The 15,860-nt window shown below is 46.5% G+C and carries 14 protein-coding genes; 7 read left to right on the top strand and 7 right to left on the bottom strand.

Annotated features, from left to right (window positions below; all coding sequences use genetic code 11):
• Positions 1-10: 10 nt before the first annotated feature.
• Positions 11-1,393 (bottom strand): amino acid permease, encoded by a 1,383-nt coding sequence (locus FD974_RS02485; protein WP_215365482.1) that lies wholly within the window; start codon positions 1,391-1,393, stop codon positions 11-13.
• A gap of 260 nt (positions 1,394-1,653) precedes the next feature.
• A complete protein-coding gene (locus FD974_RS02480; protein ID WP_215365480.1) occupies positions 1,654-2,406 on the bottom strand; it encodes a ThiF family adenylyltransferase in 753 nt (250 codons plus the stop codon).
• A 22-nt stretch (positions 2,407-2,428) separates the two neighbouring features.
• On the opposite strand from FD974_RS02480, the gene pdxH reads away from it, so the two are divergent.
• On the top strand, positions 2,429-3,064 hold the full coding sequence (gene pdxH / locus FD974_RS02475) for a pyridoxamine 5'-phosphate oxidase (protein ID WP_215365478.1): 636 nt from the start codon (positions 2,429-2,431) through the stop codon (positions 3,062-3,064).
• A 12-nt stretch (positions 3,065-3,076) separates the two neighbouring features.
• On the opposite strand, the gene msrA is transcribed toward pdxH, so the two are convergent.
• Complete coding sequence (gene msrA / locus FD974_RS02470) at positions 3,077-3,649, bottom strand: peptide-methionine (S)-S-oxide reductase MsrA (protein ID WP_215365476.1); 573 nt, start codon at positions 3,647-3,649, stop codon at positions 3,077-3,079.
• Between the two features lie 53 nt (positions 3,650-3,702).
• On the opposite strand from msrA, the gene FD974_RS02465 reads away from it, so the two are divergent.
• On the top strand, positions 3,703-5,106 hold the full coding sequence (locus FD974_RS02465) for a coniferyl aldehyde dehydrogenase (RefSeq protein WP_251374645.1): 1,404 nt from the start codon (positions 3,703-3,705) through the stop codon (positions 5,104-5,106).
• A 20-nt stretch (positions 5,107-5,126) separates the two neighbouring features.
• On the opposite strand, the gene leuE is transcribed toward FD974_RS02465, so the two are convergent.
• Positions 5,127-5,792, bottom strand: a complete 666-nt coding sequence (leuE, locus tag FD974_RS02460) for a leucine efflux protein LeuE (protein ID WP_215365475.1) — start codon at positions 5,790-5,792, stop codon at positions 5,127-5,129.
• Positions 5,793-6,044: 252 nt separating this feature from the next.
• Here leuE and FD974_RS02455 point away from each other — a divergent pair, with 252 nt between their 5' ends.
• Together FD974_RS02455 and FD974_RS02450 are read left to right on the top strand one after the other, a co-directional pair.
• Positions 6,045-7,571 carry a DEAD/DEAH box helicase gene (locus FD974_RS02455; RefSeq protein ID WP_215365473.1) on the top strand — a complete coding sequence of 509 codons (1,527 nt, stop codon included), beginning with the start codon at positions 6,045-6,047 and terminating at the stop codon, positions 7,569-7,571.
• Between the two features lie 2 nt (positions 7,572-7,573).
• The gene (locus tag FD974_RS02450; protein ID WP_215365471.1) at positions 7,574-8,143 is read left to right on the top strand and encodes a chorismate lyase; all 570 of its coding nucleotides are present in this window, start codon (positions 7,574-7,576) and stop codon (positions 8,141-8,143) included.
• A 7-nt stretch (positions 8,144-8,150) separates the two neighbouring features.
• Here the strand turns inward: FD974_RS02450 and FD974_RS02445 are convergent, their stop codons facing one another.
• Entirely contained in the window at positions 8,151-8,963 is an 813-nt protein-coding gene (locus FD974_RS02445) for a uroporphyrinogen-III synthase (RefSeq protein WP_215365469.1), read from the bottom strand.
• Positions 8,964-8,980: 17 nt separating this feature from the next.
• Entirely contained in the window at positions 8,981-9,967 is a 987-nt protein-coding gene (gene hemC / locus FD974_RS02440) for a hydroxymethylbilane synthase (RefSeq protein WP_215365467.1), read from the bottom strand.
• 43 nt (positions 9,968-10,010) lie between these two features.
• Between hemC and argH the strand changes: the two genes are divergently transcribed.
• The 3 genes from argH to FD974_RS02425 are packed head-to-tail and all read left to right on the top strand — an operon-like array spanning position 10,011 to position 13,515.
• Positions 10,011-11,429: an argininosuccinate lyase gene (argH, locus tag FD974_RS02435; RefSeq protein WP_215365465.1), complete on the top strand. Its 1,419-nt coding sequence runs from the start codon at positions 10,011-10,013 to the stop codon at positions 11,427-11,429.
• A gap of 5 nt (positions 11,430-11,434) precedes the next feature.
• On the top strand, positions 11,435-11,986 hold the full coding sequence (locus FD974_RS02430; RefSeq protein WP_215365463.1) for a TRAP transporter small permease subunit: 552 nt from the start codon (positions 11,435-11,437) through the stop codon (positions 11,984-11,986).
• On the top strand, positions 11,983-13,515 hold the full coding sequence (locus FD974_RS02425) for a TRAP transporter large permease subunit (protein WP_215365461.1): 1,533 nt from the start codon (positions 11,983-11,985) through the stop codon (positions 13,513-13,515). The genes FD974_RS02430 and FD974_RS02425 overlap by 4 nt, the downstream gene beginning before the upstream one ends.
• Before the next feature lie 46 nt (positions 13,516-13,561).
• Here FD974_RS02425 and FD974_RS02420 read toward each other — a convergent pair whose 3' ends face one another.
• Complete coding sequence (locus tag FD974_RS02420) at positions 13,562-15,826, bottom strand: arginine/lysine/ornithine decarboxylase (RefSeq protein WP_215365459.1); 2,265 nt, start codon at positions 15,824-15,826, stop codon at positions 13,562-13,564.
• Between the last annotated feature and the right edge of the window lie 34 nt (positions 15,827-15,860).

The raw sequence follows: 15,860 nt of genomic DNA, 5'->3' as shown, positions 1-15,860 counted from the left end.
CTTGATCTCCTTATTTAAATTGACGATTCAGTTTTGTTTTGTGATGCAAGCCAACGACATAAAACATGGCGAGATACACCATTAATAGGCACGGACCTAGTACTAGGGCTATGCGAGCATCCTCATGAAAGCCCATTAACACCACCACCAATGCGATGAAAGCCAATGCGAACCACGAGGAATAGGGCCACCAAGGAGTGCGATAAGCCAACTTGGCAACTTGGTCTTTAGTTAGGGAGCAGCGAAATTGAATTTGTGTAAACAAAATTGCAATCCACACCATTAAACCTACAAATGTCACAGCGGCCATAATGTATTGAAAGGCTTTATCAGGAACAAAGTAGTTCAATACCACCCCGGTCATACATACCGCTACGGTTGCCATTACCGCCCGATGTGGCACACCATAGGTTGACAGCTTGGCAAAGGGTGATGGTGCATAGCCATTGACTGATAAGGCATACAAGAGTCGGCCGCCACTGAAGATGCCAGCATTACAAGATGACAATGCTGCAGTAATCACCACAAAGTTAATGATGCCGGCAGCCTCACGCAAACCAATGCGCTCGAACATCACTACAAAAGGACTACCCTGCTGGCCTACTTCATTCCATGGAAAGATCGCTAGGATTACTAAAATTGCACCCATGTAGAAAATCAGGATGCGCCATGCTAAGGAATCAATGGCCATTGGGATTGTTTTACGTGGGTTCTCTGCTTCACCAGCCGATAAGCCAATCATCTCAATGCCAACATAGGCAAATAAAACCATTTGCAATGAAAGTAGCATGCCACTGATGCCATTTGGAAAGAATCCTCCGTGTTGCCAGAGATTACTAAAGCCAATCGGAGTCCAATCATTTGTAAAACCAAACAAAATGACTGAGCCGCCCAATGCAATCATGGATACGATTGCTACGACTTTAATTAAGGCAAACCAAAATTCAAACTCACCAAATACTTTGACTGCAATAAGGTTAATGAGCCCCATCATCAGAATGGAAGATAGCGCCCAAATCCACTGGGGTGTATCAGGAAACCAAATTCCCATATAAATCCCAACCGCAGTAACCTCAGCGATACCAACAACAATCCAGTAGGTCCAGTAGCCCCAACCCACCATATAGCCTGCCAGGGGACCTACATAGGTATTGGCATAAGCTGCAAATGAACCAGCTACCGGCTCATGAACAGCCATCTCCCCTAAAGTTCGCAAAACAATAAAGGCCACAATGCCAGCCAAGAGATATCCCAAGAGTATGGATGGGCCAGCAATTTGTATTGCACTTGCAGAGCCTAAAAATAATCCAACCCCAATGGTGGAGCCCAAAGCCATCAAACGAATATGCCGTACTTTTAGATGCCGCTTTAATCCAGTATGTTCAGTCTGCAAAACAGACCTCCTTTCGATTTGTCATTGGCAATTTGCCAACGAAGCAAAGTCTATGGAGGACTATCCCTCTCTACTAGAGGAGAAAAATATCTAAAGTATTAAATCGTAGAAAAATGGAGTCTAAAAAATGACTCTCACCGAAAGAACAAGGGCGATAGAGTGCAAAATAAATTTGGGATGACAAGATAATCTGAAACTTCCTACAGGGAATCCCCTTAAGGGTTTTGAAGTTTTAGAAAAAATATTTTCTTAATCTGAATTTATTCTTGAGCAGCAATCAGATTCAAAATCTCTGCAGCCGCTGCCAAACCACATGCCGCCGTCACCATGACCGTCGAGCCATATCCAGAGCAAGCTAAGCCACCACTAGCGACGCCAGCACGGGGCTCATGCGAGTAAATTGCGCGAATGCCAATTTTCTTTTTTAAGTTTCTAGAAAAGCCATGATCCTGTCGCAAACCTTGACGCACTTTTGCCAGTAAAGCATCTTGTTCCGTACGGGATAAATCATCACAACGCACTGAAGTAGGGTCAGACTTCCCACCTGCAGCGCCACACATCACTAATGAGCGTTGATGCTCGGTAGCCCATACCGCAAGAGCAATTTTGGTTTGCACGGAATCAGTCGCATCCAATACCAATGCATTAGCCGGAATGATGGTATCCAGATTTTCTGGTTCCAAAAAAGCATCCCACGGCGTTAGGGTGATATTCGGATTGATTTTCTGAATGCGCTCAAACATGGCCTGCACTTTTGCTTTGCCATACTCACCTTCAAGCGCATGAAGTTGTCGATTGGTATTACTTGGTGCAATGTGATCAAAATCCACTAAAACAAGATGTCCTATTGCCGTGCGCGCCAAGGCTTCCGCTGCCCATGAACCAACGCCGCCAAGGCCAGCTACCACTACCGTAGCATTGCGAAAGCGCTCGCGTAGCTCAGGGCCATATAGCCGAGCCACCCCACCAAAATGCCGGTCATCTATGCTTTCTTCAATCTTGTCTTCTGCCATAGCTTCTCTTTATACTGAAAAAATGGACTCCATCGCTCAACTTCGCAAAAACTATACCTTCGGTCAACTCTCTGAGACTGAGGTCCCACGCAATCCACTGGATTTATTCCAAGTATGGTTTAACCAAGCAATAAAAGCACAGTGCCCCGAGCCAAATTCCATGACCTTAGCTACCGCTGACCAAGCAGGCAACCCATCTGCCCGTATTGTCTTACTAAAAGGCGCTGACCAAGCCGGTTTTACTTTCTTTACCAACTACGAAAGCCAAAAAGGTCAAGAATTGGCCATTCGCCCTCAGGCAGCGCTGCTATTTCACTGGCATGAGCTAGAGCGGCAAGTGCGCATTAAAGGCGTTGTTGAAAAAGTGGCTCCTGCTGAAAGCGATGAATACTTCCATTCGCGTCCACCTGCCTCACGCATTGGAGCTTGGGCATCCCCACAAAGTGCAGCGATTCCTAATCGAGCATTCCTAGAAGAAGCAGAAAGAAAATTTGCACAGCAGTATGGAGACAAGCCTCCCCGCCCAGAGCATTGGGGCGGCTATCGTTTAAAGCCTACAGAAATTGAATTCTGGCAAGGTCGACCCTCCAGACTGCATGACCGCATTCATTACCAATTTGATGGCTCAAACTGGAAAATTACTCGACTAGCCCCTTAATCAAACCCTAGGCTAGCGATAATCCGGAGCAATCAAACTTTTAAACTTGGCTCTAAATTTGGCTAATTTAGGCGAAACCACCGCCATGCAGTAGCCCTGATGCGGATTTCGACGGAAGAAATTTTGATGATAGTCCTCAGCCGGGTAGATCACCGGAGCAGGAGTAATTTCTGTCACGATTGGCTTCCCATAAATTCTTGCTTCCTCTAACTCCTTTACTACTTCGCGGGCAGTTTTATTTTGCGCATCACTGTGCGTAAAAATCACAGAGCGATATTGCGTTCCGTGATCATTGCCTTGATAGTTCAAAGTCGTTGGATCATGAATCACAAAAAAGATTTCTAATAAATCTCGATAAGACACAATCTGAGGGTCAAAATAGACATCAACAATTTCTGCATGGCCCGTCGTGCCAGAGCAAACTGACTCATAGTCTGGGTTCAGCATGGCACCACCAGCATAGCCCGAGATCACGGTCCGCACCCCGGAAATCTGTTGGTAGACCGCCTCAAGACACCAAAAACAACCGCCCCCTAAGGTAGCACGCTCTAAGCTCTCACTGCTTTTTTCAATCTTTTCATTCATGGCTTTATCCTAATACCTTATTCAAACATTTGCTTGTCACTTTATTGCTCCCCATGTCTATCAATCGCTTCACACTCCAATTAGATGAAATTAAAGCTGCTTATGCTGCAGAACCCAATCCCAGCCTAGAGGTAAGACTCGAGCGAATTGGGCGTATTGAGAAAATGATTGAGCTCAATGAAGACAAAATCTGCAAAGTACTTGAGGCGGACTTTGGCATCAGAAATCCCATTGAAAGCAGGTTGGCTGAGTTTCAAATGATTTATCAAGCCTGCAAATACACCCGCAAGCATTTAAAAGAGTGGTTAAAGCCACAATTAGTAGAGACACCTGGCTTTTTAGGCTCTTCCCACGCCTGGACTCAAATGGAATCAATGGGTGTCGTTGGCATTATGAGCCCCTGGAACTATCCAGTACAGCTGGCCATCATTCCAGCGATTGCAGCTTTTGCTGCTGGTAATCGAGTGTGGCTTAAACCTTCAGAAAGAAGCTCTCGCACTTCAGGATTCTTGGCCTCATTAATTCAGGAGTATTTTCACCCAACTGAATTTTGCGTGAGCACTGGTGGTGTCGAGGTAGCCGAATGCTTTGCCGCACTTCCATTTGATCACCTCTTCTTTACAGGCTCAGAGGATATCGGTAAAAAAGTAATGCGGGCAGCTGCAGATCATCTGACACCAATCACACTGGAGTTAGGCGGAAAGTCACCAGCCATCATCGATTCATCCGCCAAACTCAAGGATGCTGCAGCAAGCATTGTTTATGGAAAACTCATTAATGGTGGCCAAACTTGCATCGCGCCGGACTATGTACTCATCAAAGAGAGTGACACCAAGTCTTTTATTGCAGAGTTACAAAAAGCAGCGAAACAGCAGTTTTCAAATCCCCTAGAGTTGACTAGTGCAATTGATGAACTGCAACTAGCTCGTTGGCATCACCTCGTTCGCGATGCGCAAGATCGGGGGGCAACAGTTATTCCCTTACTTGATCAAATCGAACATACAAGTGAAAAATTTATGCCAGTTGCCTTGGAGAATGTCTCAGCAGATACTCTAATTCTGCAAGAAGAAATATTTGGCCCTATTCTTCCTATCGTCTCGCTGAAAGATATGAGCGAGGCTATCGAGTATGTTAATTGCCGACCAAAACCTCTGGCAATCTATTGGTTTGGCAAGGACAAAAAGGCACTGCAAAAAGTATTGGATAACACCCGCTCAGGTGGTGTCACTATTAACGACACTTTGCTGCATGCATCAGTTGAAGATCTCCCTTTTGGCGGGGTTGGGGCTAGCGGCATGGGTGCATACCATGGCAAAGCAGGTTTTGAGACATTTAGTCATCGTAAGTCAGTTTTAGAGGTGCGAGGATTATTTGGTTTAAATATTCTTCGAGGTACAAAGTTAGCGCGCCCTCCTTATGGAAAGGGTGTGGAGCGTTTACTACGCTGGCTTCGGTAAGACTAAGTGCAATATTGGTTTTAGAGCAACAACTTCCCACCAAAGACGACTAGCAACGTACCAACCAATATCCACAGCACCGAAGAATATCGCGGGTGCTTTTGAAAATAGCTAAGGAAGAATTGCCCAGCAACAATTAAGCTACTTAAATAGGCCATGCTCACTACCTGCAAAACAATGGCTAGATATAAGAATGCATAGACGGGATGCTGGTTATCCGGTTTTATAAATTGCGAGAAAAAAGAAATAAAGAAAAATATTGCCTTGGGGTTAGTAAGAGACAGGAGCAAGGCGGCGATGCTGGGGTGCAAGGTATTGAGATAATTAGCGCGATCTTCCTGAGTAGATGTAATGCGCACCCCGCGCCAGCGCGCCACACCATCGCGTATAAAGCCATATCCCAGCCAAACTAAGTAAGCCGCCCCCACGGCGCGCATGATATTAAATAATGTTGAGGAAGCACTCAAAAGGGATGCTGCACCCAAAGCAACTCCCAACATCAAAATAGCATCACCAATAAAAATTCCGAATGAAGCCCAGGCGCCAGCACGCCATCCCTTAAGAGAAGCTATTGTTAAAACATATAAAGAGTTAGGCCCTGGAAATAAGATGGTCAGAATCGTGCCCACCAAATAAGTAGGAAAGTCTACGATGCCAACGCTTGAGGGGCTAATGAACCAGTTCATTGACTCATGATAATTAAATTCGGGAAAACCCTTGTAATTGCATTCTTAAAATGCCATAATGGTGAGCTTTTTTAAGCATTTTGATTCATCGCCCCCCAGCTATATTTCAGCGCATCGTTTAGAAGTCATAAACACCGAAGTTACAAAACGCGCTGCCGCCTGTCTGATGGTCGATGCCTTTGACCATCACACTCAATTAAAAAACAAAGAGTGTATACACGGAGACATCCCTTAAAGGGGATGTGTAATAGCATGACTTTTTCTAAAGAAACCAATCCTGCTGGAAATGATTTCCAGTCTTTCGCCCTCGCGGCGCCACTTCTCAAAAACGTTGCTGAATTGGGTTACACCCAAGCCACTCCAGTGCAAGCTCAGGTTATTCCTGCGGCTCTAGCTGGCGGGGACTTATTGGTCAGCAGCCAAACCGGTAGCGGTAAGACCGCCGCCTTTTTATTACCTTTAATTAATCAATTGATTGAAGATAATCCAAACAACTCACCTGTACCAGGTCGTGCCCAACCTAAGGTGTTGGTGCTCTGCCCTACCCGTGAATTAGCGCAACAAGTTGCTGCTGATGCCGTGAACTTAGTTCGCGGTATGAAAGGCATTCGTATTGCAACCGTGATGGGTGGTATGCCTTACGGCAAACAGATCCAAGCCCTCAAAGGCGCATTGTTAGTTGTCGCAACTCCAGGTCGCTTACTCGACTTGAGCGACAGCAAAGCGATTCGTTTAGATGACGTTAAACAATTGGTCATTGATGAAGCTGATCGCATGCTCGACATGGGATTTGCTGATGATCTTGAAGCAATTGATAAGCGTTGCTCTGGTCGCAATCAAACCTTGATGTTCTCTGCAACCTTTGCACCAAAGATTATGTCTTTGGCCAACGAGCTAACTACTAACGCCATGCGTATTGAGCTTGCTCATGCTGGCGAAAAGCATGCAAATATCGAACAGAAATTGCATTGGGCTGATAGCATGTCGCACAAACATAAATTGCTCGAGCATATTTTGGCTGATGCCTCTTTAGATCAAGCGGTTGTGTTTGCAAGCACTCAAGTTGAAAGCGAAAAAATTGCTGATACATTACGCGCCAATGGTTACGAGGCAAGCGCCTTGCATGGTGCAATGCCTCAAGCTGTTCGTATGCGTCGTCTGGAGTCTCTTCGCAAAGGTCACACCAAGATTTTGGTAGCAACTGATGTGGCAGCTCGCGGTATCGATGTGCCCCGTATTAGTCACGTGATTAACTTTGGCTTGCCAATGAAACCAGAAGACTATACGCACCGCATCGGTCGTACTGGTCGTGCGGGTCGTAATGGCGTAGCTATCACTTTGGTAGAACATCGTGATCGCGCTAAGATTCGCAACATCGAGCGCTTTACGCAGCAAGATATCGTTGCTTCAGTCATTGCTGGCTTAGAGCCACAAGCCAAGCCTAGCTTTGGCGGTGGTGGTGGTCGCCCAGGCGGCGGTCGCTCTGGCGGTGGTTTTGGCGGCGGCAATCGTTCTGGTGGCGGTGGTGGTCGTTATGGTTCTGGTGCTCGCTCAGAGTCTCGTTCTGGTGGTGGGGGCGGTGGCAATCGCTCAGGCAATCATTTCGAATCTCGCTCTGGCGATTCCCGTCCAGCTGGTGGTAATCGTTTTGCTGATTCACGCCCAGCACGTTCTGCTGACTCACGTCCATCTCGCTCTGGAGATTCACGTCCATCCGCTGGTCCACGTTTTGCTAAACCAAAATCTGGCGGTCAACGTAGAAACTTTAGCGGTAGCTAAAAATGATTCACCGTCGTCGTCTCCGTTCTGCATGGAATCGAGTCGATTCCGGTGAACTACACCAAGCGCCACGCAAGTGGCAATCTTGGCTGAGCGATACGGGTTCTTTAACTCAAAAAATTGAACAGGCAATCGGGCAAAAACTAGAGGTAGTGGTTTTACGCGATTGCCGTCAAAACCTGAATAGCGACGAGAGTCGCTATTTTCATTTCAAGATCACGCGATGCCGCGTCCGAGAAGTCCTTCTCTGCGTCAATCAAATCCCACTCGTGATGGCTCACAGCATTATTCCAATTACCAGCTCAAGCGGAAGCAATCACGCCATCTTGCGACTTGGGAAAAAACCATTAGGCGCTGTGCTATTTGCTAAAACGCGTATGCACTCCAAGAGGAAGCCGCTTCGTGAAATTGCCCGCCTAGATAAAAAAAATGAATTGTGGCAAAAATGTTTTAAGCAGTATTCTGACTTACCAAAAGCAGTTTGGGCAAGACGAACTCTTTACCAGTTAAAGGGACACCCTTTATTAGTCAATGAAGTCTTTCTACCTGCTCTACTAAACTACCAACAGTAGTGTTGATTTATTTAATCAGCAGCCAATTCTGCGCAGCTGCAACCAGAGAAGCATCACCTGGTTCGCAAGTAAATACCTCTCCAAAACCAATTTGCTCAGCTGCATCTGAAATCCGATGATGTGGGCAAATTGCCATAGCAGTATCCAAGGGTAATTTAGCCTGATCAAGATAGCGTACGGCCTCTGATGAGGTGAGCATCCAGAGTGATTGAGAAAAATCAATTTCATGAATAGCATGCCAAGCGGAATCCTCGGGATCTAGAGGCACACGGGCGTATACCGAAATAGGTTCTACTTGAGCCCCAGCGTTTTCCAAGGTATTGGCCAGCCAATCTCGACCACCCTCTCCTTTAAAAATGATGACCTTTTTAGCAGTCCAATCCCAGTCTAATTGTTGCAACTCATTCCATAAACCCTCAGAGTCCCAGTGTGCGCTATCGGTAGGCAAAATAATGTTGCTAAGACTACCCTGAGTGCCAATACCGTGTTGCTTGAGAGCAGCTTGACTGCTACCCCCCATGACTCCAATCGGCACAGCCTGATTAAGCAGCCCCTGCCAAGCATGATGAAGCAAACCCATGGTGCATTCCACCGCATTCGGGCTGACAAAAATAATGAGGTCAGCCGCTTTTAAGCTAGCCTGGATATGTGATTTGAGAGATTCATCTGTTTTAGGGGCAATATTAAGCAGCGGCAAAGTAATAATCCGTGGACAGCGCTCTGGGAGCATCCCACTGCTAAGCAAACCAGACCTGAGCATTTCGGATAAATGCTGTGACTGCCCGCTCGGGCGGGTGATCACAATCGTCTTGTTACCCATATGCGCTTGATGTAAGACTAGGTTGAACTAGGTAAACCATTTGGCAAGAGATTGGCTGCACCTTGCGCAATTAAGTCTTGTGCCACTGTCAACCCCAAAGCCTCAGCTTCTGCCAAGCTTCTGACTGATCCTTGGGCACTTGCCAAGCAATTTGCTTTGCCATCTACGCTAGCAACAAAAGAACGGATACTCATGTGATCTTGATTCCATGTGGCATATGCCGCCAAAGGCACCTCACAAGAACCACCCAACTGACGTGACACCATTCGTTCAGCAGTGACTGCATATAAGGTTGGTAAGTCATTTAAAGGGGCGAGCCATTGCTTAATCTTGGGATGCTTGCTCAGCGTTTCAATACCCAAAGCACCCTGTCCTGCTGCCGGCGTATAGGGATCAATAGGTAGTAGCGCCCGTATCCGACTCTCTAAGCCAAGACGCTTAAGTCCTGCAGCCGCCAAGATAATTGCCTGATACTCCCCGCGATCTAGCTTACCCATACGCGTATCCAAATTTCCGCGCAAAGGCAAAATTTCTAGATGAGGGAACTTTGCCCTGAGAACAGATTCGCGACGCAGACTAGAAGTACCCACTACAGCGCCCCTTGGTAAGTCCTCCAGACTCTCATAGTCATTGGATACAAAGGCATCATGGGCATCCTCTCGAGCCATGACACATGCCAGCTCAAATCCCTCAGGCATGACCATAGGGACGTCTTTTAAGGAATGAACCGCTAAATCCGCCCGACCATCCTCTAAGGCCGTCTCCAGCTCTTTCACAAATAAACCCTTTCCACCAACTTTAGAGAGGGCTTTATCTAATATTTGGTCGCCACGGGTGGTCATCCCCAAAATCTGGACATCGCACTCGGGATAGAGCTTTTTGAGGCAATCCCGCACATGTTCAGCCTGCCACATGGCAAGACGACTCTCACGAGAGGCAATTACCAGGCGCTGTGGAGGGCTAGAAAGGGTGGATGCTGAGCTAGAAATAGGGGTTTGGGACATAACATTTAAAATAATCAAAGACCTACACCAATATACTGCGTTTATGAGCTCATCCAAAAATTCCCTTGCCAACAAAGCCCAAGCTTGGTCGGCCCGTTTTACCGAACCCGTTGACGAACTGGTTCAACGTTATACCGCCTCAATTGGTTTTGATCAACGTTTTGCCTTGGTCGATATCGCAGGCTCATTAGCCCATGCGCAAATGCTGGCGAGTCAAAAAATTATTAGTGCTCAGGATTTAGCGGATATTCAAAGAGGAATGGCGCAAATTCAAAGTGAAATTGAGGCTGGTGAATTTAACTGGCAGCTCGCCCTTGAAGATGTACATCTCAATATTGAGGCTCGCCTCACTGAACTCGTAGGTGATGCTGGAAAACGCCTCCACACTGGTCGTTCACGGAATGACCAAGTGGCAACCGACTTGCGCCTCTGGTTGCGTGCTAACGTTGATCAAATTGCAGATACGCTAAAAACATTACGTGTGGCTTTATTAGATCTTGCTGAAAAACATTCAGCAACCATCATGCCAGGTCACACCCATTTGCAAGTGGCCCAGCCTATTACATTTGGTCATCACTTGATGGCCTATTACGAAATGTTTAGTCGCGATGCCAGTCGCCTAGCTGACCTTCGTGCGCGCTTTAATCGCCTTCCACTAGGCGCTGCTGCACTGGCAGGCACAACCTACCCTATTGATCGTGAACAAGTAGCTAAAATTTTAGGATTTGATGGGATCTGCAACAACTCCTTAGATGCCGTATCTGATCGTGACTTTGCTATTGAGTTTTGTGCCTTTGCTTCAATCTTGATGATGCATGTTTCACGCCTATCAGAAGAGCTGGTGTTATGGCTCAGCCCCCGTTTTGGCTTTATTGATTTACCAGATCGCTTCTGTACAGGCAGCTCGATCATGCCGCAAAAGAAAAATCCAGACGTACCAGAATTAGCTCGCGGTAAAACGGGTCGTGTATATGGTGATTTAATCGCCCTCTTAACTCTCATGAAGAGTCAGCCTTTGGCGTACAACAAAGATAATCAAGAGGATAAAGAGCCGCTATTTGACGCAGTAGACACCGTGCAAGATACCTTACGTATTTTTGCGGATATGGTTCCCCATATTGAAGTAAAGGCTGATGTGATGAAAGCGGCTGCTGAAGAAGGTTTTGCAACCGCCACCGACCTTGCTGACTACCTCGTTAAAAAGGGCCTAGCATTCCGTGATGCCCACGAAGCAGTCGCACATGCTGTTAAGGCCTGCGTAGGTCGCAACTGCATGCTTACTGACCTCAGTCTTTCTGAGCTACGCTTTGCTTGTGGATTGGACAATCGACCAGAGCTCATGGGTGATGATGTTTTTGCTCTGCTAACAGTTGATGGCTCAGTGAATTCACGACAACACGCTGGTGGAACTGCGCCCACACAAGTTCTAGCAGCAATTAAACGGGCTCGTGCAGACCTTTAAATCAAATGGGCTTTTGGGGAGCACTTTCCACTGGAATTGATCGACTAAACCAAGTGCTCGGCAAGATAGCTGGCTGGATGATTTTGCTATCGTGCATCGTTTCTGCTGTTAATGCTTTACTCCGCTATGGCTTGGATATCAGTAACAACTGGCCGCTAGAGTTGCAGTGGTATTTATTTGCTGCAGCAGTGATGCTTGCTGCCCCCTACACCCTCAAGCGCAATGAGCACGTCAGAGTAGATCTAATTTATTCCCAGCTATCAGACCGTGGCCGCATTTATATCGATCTTTTCGGTCTGATCCTATTTTTAATGCCTGCCTGCATATTATTTGCTTGGCTATCTTGGACTACTTTGTTTTATCCCTCATGGATCGTCTCAGAGCACTCCCTTAATGCAGGAGGTCTGCTTCGTTATCCCATTAAGTTTGTGGTGCCGTTTGGCTTTTTTATGTTGAGCCTACAAGGTATCTCTGAAATCATTAAGCGCATTGGCATACTCAAAGGTAAAGATACCCTTCCGCTTGCTGATCTCGATTACGAAAAGCCCATGCAATGATTCCGCTTGAATGGATGCCGCCCTTAATGTTTGGCGGGCTAATCATTTTTATGTTGATTGGTTTTCCAGTAGCCTTTTCCTTAATGGCTGCAGGGCTCTTTTTTGCCGGAATTGCTATTAGTGAAAACTTTTTTGGCATGCCCTTTTTACAAGCGATTCCACAACGGATTTTTGGCAGTGTTCTGGCTAATGACTTGCTGCTGGCCATTCCCTTCTTCACTTTTATGGGGTCGATCCTAGAGCGCTGCGGTCTCGCTGAAGAAATGCTCGATTCCATGGGACAGCTTTTTGGACGTATCCGTGGTGGACTTGGTTACTCAGTGATCATTGTCGGATTTATCTTGGGCGCCATTACCGGGACAGTAGCGGCTCAGGTGATCGCCATGGCTATGATTTCTTTACCGGTGATGATGCGCTATGGTTACAACATGCGTTACGCCACGGGCGTTCTGGCGGCTTCTGGCACCATCACGCAGCTTGTACCCCCATCTCTTGTTCTGATTGTTTTAGCCGATCAACTTAAAACCCAAAGTGGCAGCGCAGATGTCGGCAGCATGTATTTAGGCGCCTGGGGACCATCGCTCTTACAGATTGGCTTATTTGCCCTATACACATTCTTCTTGTCGCGCTTTAAACCAGATTACTTACCTCCCGTACCTGAGAGTGAACTAACCCTTAAAGGTTGGGAGCTTTGGAAAAAATGCTTGCTGGGTATTATTCCCTCAGCCGTCCTGATCTTCTTGGTGCTGGGCACCATCATGACGGGTATTGCCACCCCAACAGAATCAGGCGCCATGGGAGCAATGGGTGCCTTACTTTTAGCGTGGCTCAGACGAGCAAAGATTCCGAATCTCAAAGGGCTCATTCAAGAGGCCTATCAAAACACCGCTCGCATAACGGCAATGGTGGTCTTTATTCTGATTGGCTCTACTTGCTTTTCAGTAGTATTCCAAGGAGTGGATGGAGGCCATTGGGTTGAAGAATTATTCTCCAACCTACCCGGTGGCTGGGTTGGCTTTCTGATTGTTGTTAATCTCTTTGTCTTTTTCTTGGCATTCTTTTTAGACTTCTTTGAAATTGCTTTCATCATCGTCCCGCTTCTGGCACCAGTGGCTGTAAAACTATTGGCACCTGTATTACTCGCGTCCATGAATGGCAACCCACAGGCTGCTGCCAGCGCTGCACTGGTATGGTTTGGCGTCATGCTCTGCGTCAATATGCAAACCTCATTTATGCACCCTCCTTTCGGTTTTGCGCTTTTCTATTTACGAGGCGTAGCACCTAAAGAAGTTAAGAGTAGCGACATCTACTGGGGTGCATTACCCTGGGTTGGCCTGCAACTGATCATGGTGCTATTGGTTATTGCATTTCCCGCTCTAGTGACTAGCTTTCTAGATAAGCCGGCAGCGGTAGTACAAAGTCAGGATTACAACTTCACTACTAGTGAAGAAAGGGCGTTAGATCCATCCCAGAGCAAGGTGGATGAGGATGCGCCCGTCATCTTTCAATTAGACAAGCCACTTAAATAGCAACAAAAAAGCCACTCTAAAGTGGCTTTGTCGGTCAATCGCATTACTACTTAGTATCGTGTTCCTGCCTTACGCAATCTACGTAATATTGACTTCGACCATCAATCTCTGTCTTTACCAAACCGTGGATATCCGTTTCAAACCCAGGGAATCGCTCATTGAAATCGCGAGCAAAGTAAAGGTAGTCAATGATGCGTTTATTAAATCGTTCGCCAGGAATCAGGAGTGGAATACCTGGAGGATAAGGTGTCACTAACATCGCAGTAATTCGATTCTCGAGTTGATCCAACGGAACACGGTCAACTTCTTTATGCGCCATCTTTGCCCATGCTTCTGAAGGCATGATAGCTGGCACCATATCCGAGGTATACATCTCTGTAGTCATGCGGGCAACATCTCGGCTCTTATAAAACTCATGAATCTGTTGACAGATATCTTTCAAGCCAATGCGCTCGTAACGCGGGTGTTTTGCGACGAACTCTGGAAGCACCTTCCATAAAGGCGCATTCTTATCAAAGTGATCTTTGAACTGTTGCAACTCAGTCACCAAGGTATTCCAACGACCTTTGGTAATACCGATGGTGAACATAATAAAGAAAGAATAGAGTCCACATTTCTCAACAATGACTCCATGCTCAGCTAAGTATTTAGTAACAATACTTGCCGGGATTCCCATGGAGCCAAAATTACCATCAATATCAAGACCGGGGGTCACTACTGTGGCCTTGATGGGGTCGAGCATATTGAAATCTTTGGTGACATTGCCAAAATCATGCCAGCTAGCATTGGGCTCCAGAATCCAGTCAGACCGCTCACCAATACCCTCGTCAGCCAAATGATCTGGCCCCCAAACCTTGAACCACCAATCCCCATCAAACTTATCATCGACTTCACGCATTGCGCGACGGAAGTCCATCGCTTCAGCGATAGACTCTTCAACTAAAGTGGTGCCGCCAGGAGCCTCCATCATGGCCGCAGAGACATCACAAGAGGCAATAATCGCGTACTGAGGGCTAGTTGAGGTATGCATCAAATAGGCCTCATTAAAGCAATCACGATCGAGCTTCTGCTCTTCAGCATCTTGCACCAATACCTGCGAAGCTTGTGAAAGACCTGCTAATAACTTATGGGTTGACTGGGTAGCAAACATCAAACTCTTTTTGGTGCGCTTACGGTCAGTACCAATGGCATGCATATCTTTATAGAAAGGATGGAATGCTGCATGTGGCAACCAAGCTTCATCAAAATGCAAAGAATCAACCTTGCCATCAAGCATCTCTTTAATCATTTCAACGTTGTACACAATGCCATCATAGGTACTTTGTGTGAGGGTCATCACACGAGGAACAACGTTCTTATCTTTAATGAATGGATTGGCATCAATTTTCTTCTTAATGTTCTTCCACTCAAACTCTTCTTTGGGTATCGGCCCAATAATACCCAGGTGATTGCGAGTAGGCATCAAAAAGATGGGGATCGCCCCCATCATGGTGATCGAGTGAATTACTGACTTGTGGCAATTACGATCCACCAAGACTACGTCACCAGGAGCAACCGTTGAATGCCAAACAATCTTGTTGGAAGTGGAGGTGCCGTTGGTGACAAAAAACAAATGGTCTGCGTTAAAGATACGGGCTGCATTGTGCTCACTCTGCAAAACAGGTCCAGTGTGATCTAAGAGTTGCCCCAATTCTTCAACGGCATTACAAACGTCAGCACGGAGCATATTCTCACCAAAAAATTGGTGGAACATACGCCCTACTGGGCTCTTCAAAAATGCCACGCCACCAGAGTGTCCTGGGCAATGCCAAGAATAGGAACCCTCAGAGGCGTAATTGGTTAAAGCGCGGAAAAATGGTGGTGCCAGGGAATCTAGATAGACTTTAGCCTCCCGAATAATATGGCGTGCCACAAACTCTGGCGTATCTTCATTCATATGAATGAAGCCATGCAGTTCGCGCAAGATATCGTTGGGAATATGACGTGAGGTACGTGTCTCGCCATACAAGAAAATTGGAATATTCTCATTACGCTTGCGCACTTCCGTAATAAATGCACGCAAATTGTTTAACGCTGGTAAATCGTGATCTTCTGAGTCTGAGATAAATTCTTCATCATCGATCGATACGATGAAAGTTGAGGCTCGAGATGCTTGCTGCGCAAAAGATGTCAGATCGCCATAACTCGTCAAGCCAATTACCTCAATTCCCTCCGCCTCGATAGCTTCCGCTAAATCGCGGATACCAGATCCTGAAATATTTTCAGAGCGGAAGTCCTCATCAATAATGATGATTGGGAAACGAAATTTCATGAGTACCCTTTTAATTCGCTAAACAGGCGATTAA

It is taken from the genome of Polynucleobacter sp. es-EL-1, assembly GCF_018687975.1.
Lineage (GTDB): Bacteria > Pseudomonadota > Gammaproteobacteria > Burkholderiales > Burkholderiaceae > Polynucleobacter.
Note: the sequence above shows the minus strand (reverse complement) of the source record. Positions and strands in the feature narration are given on the sequence as shown.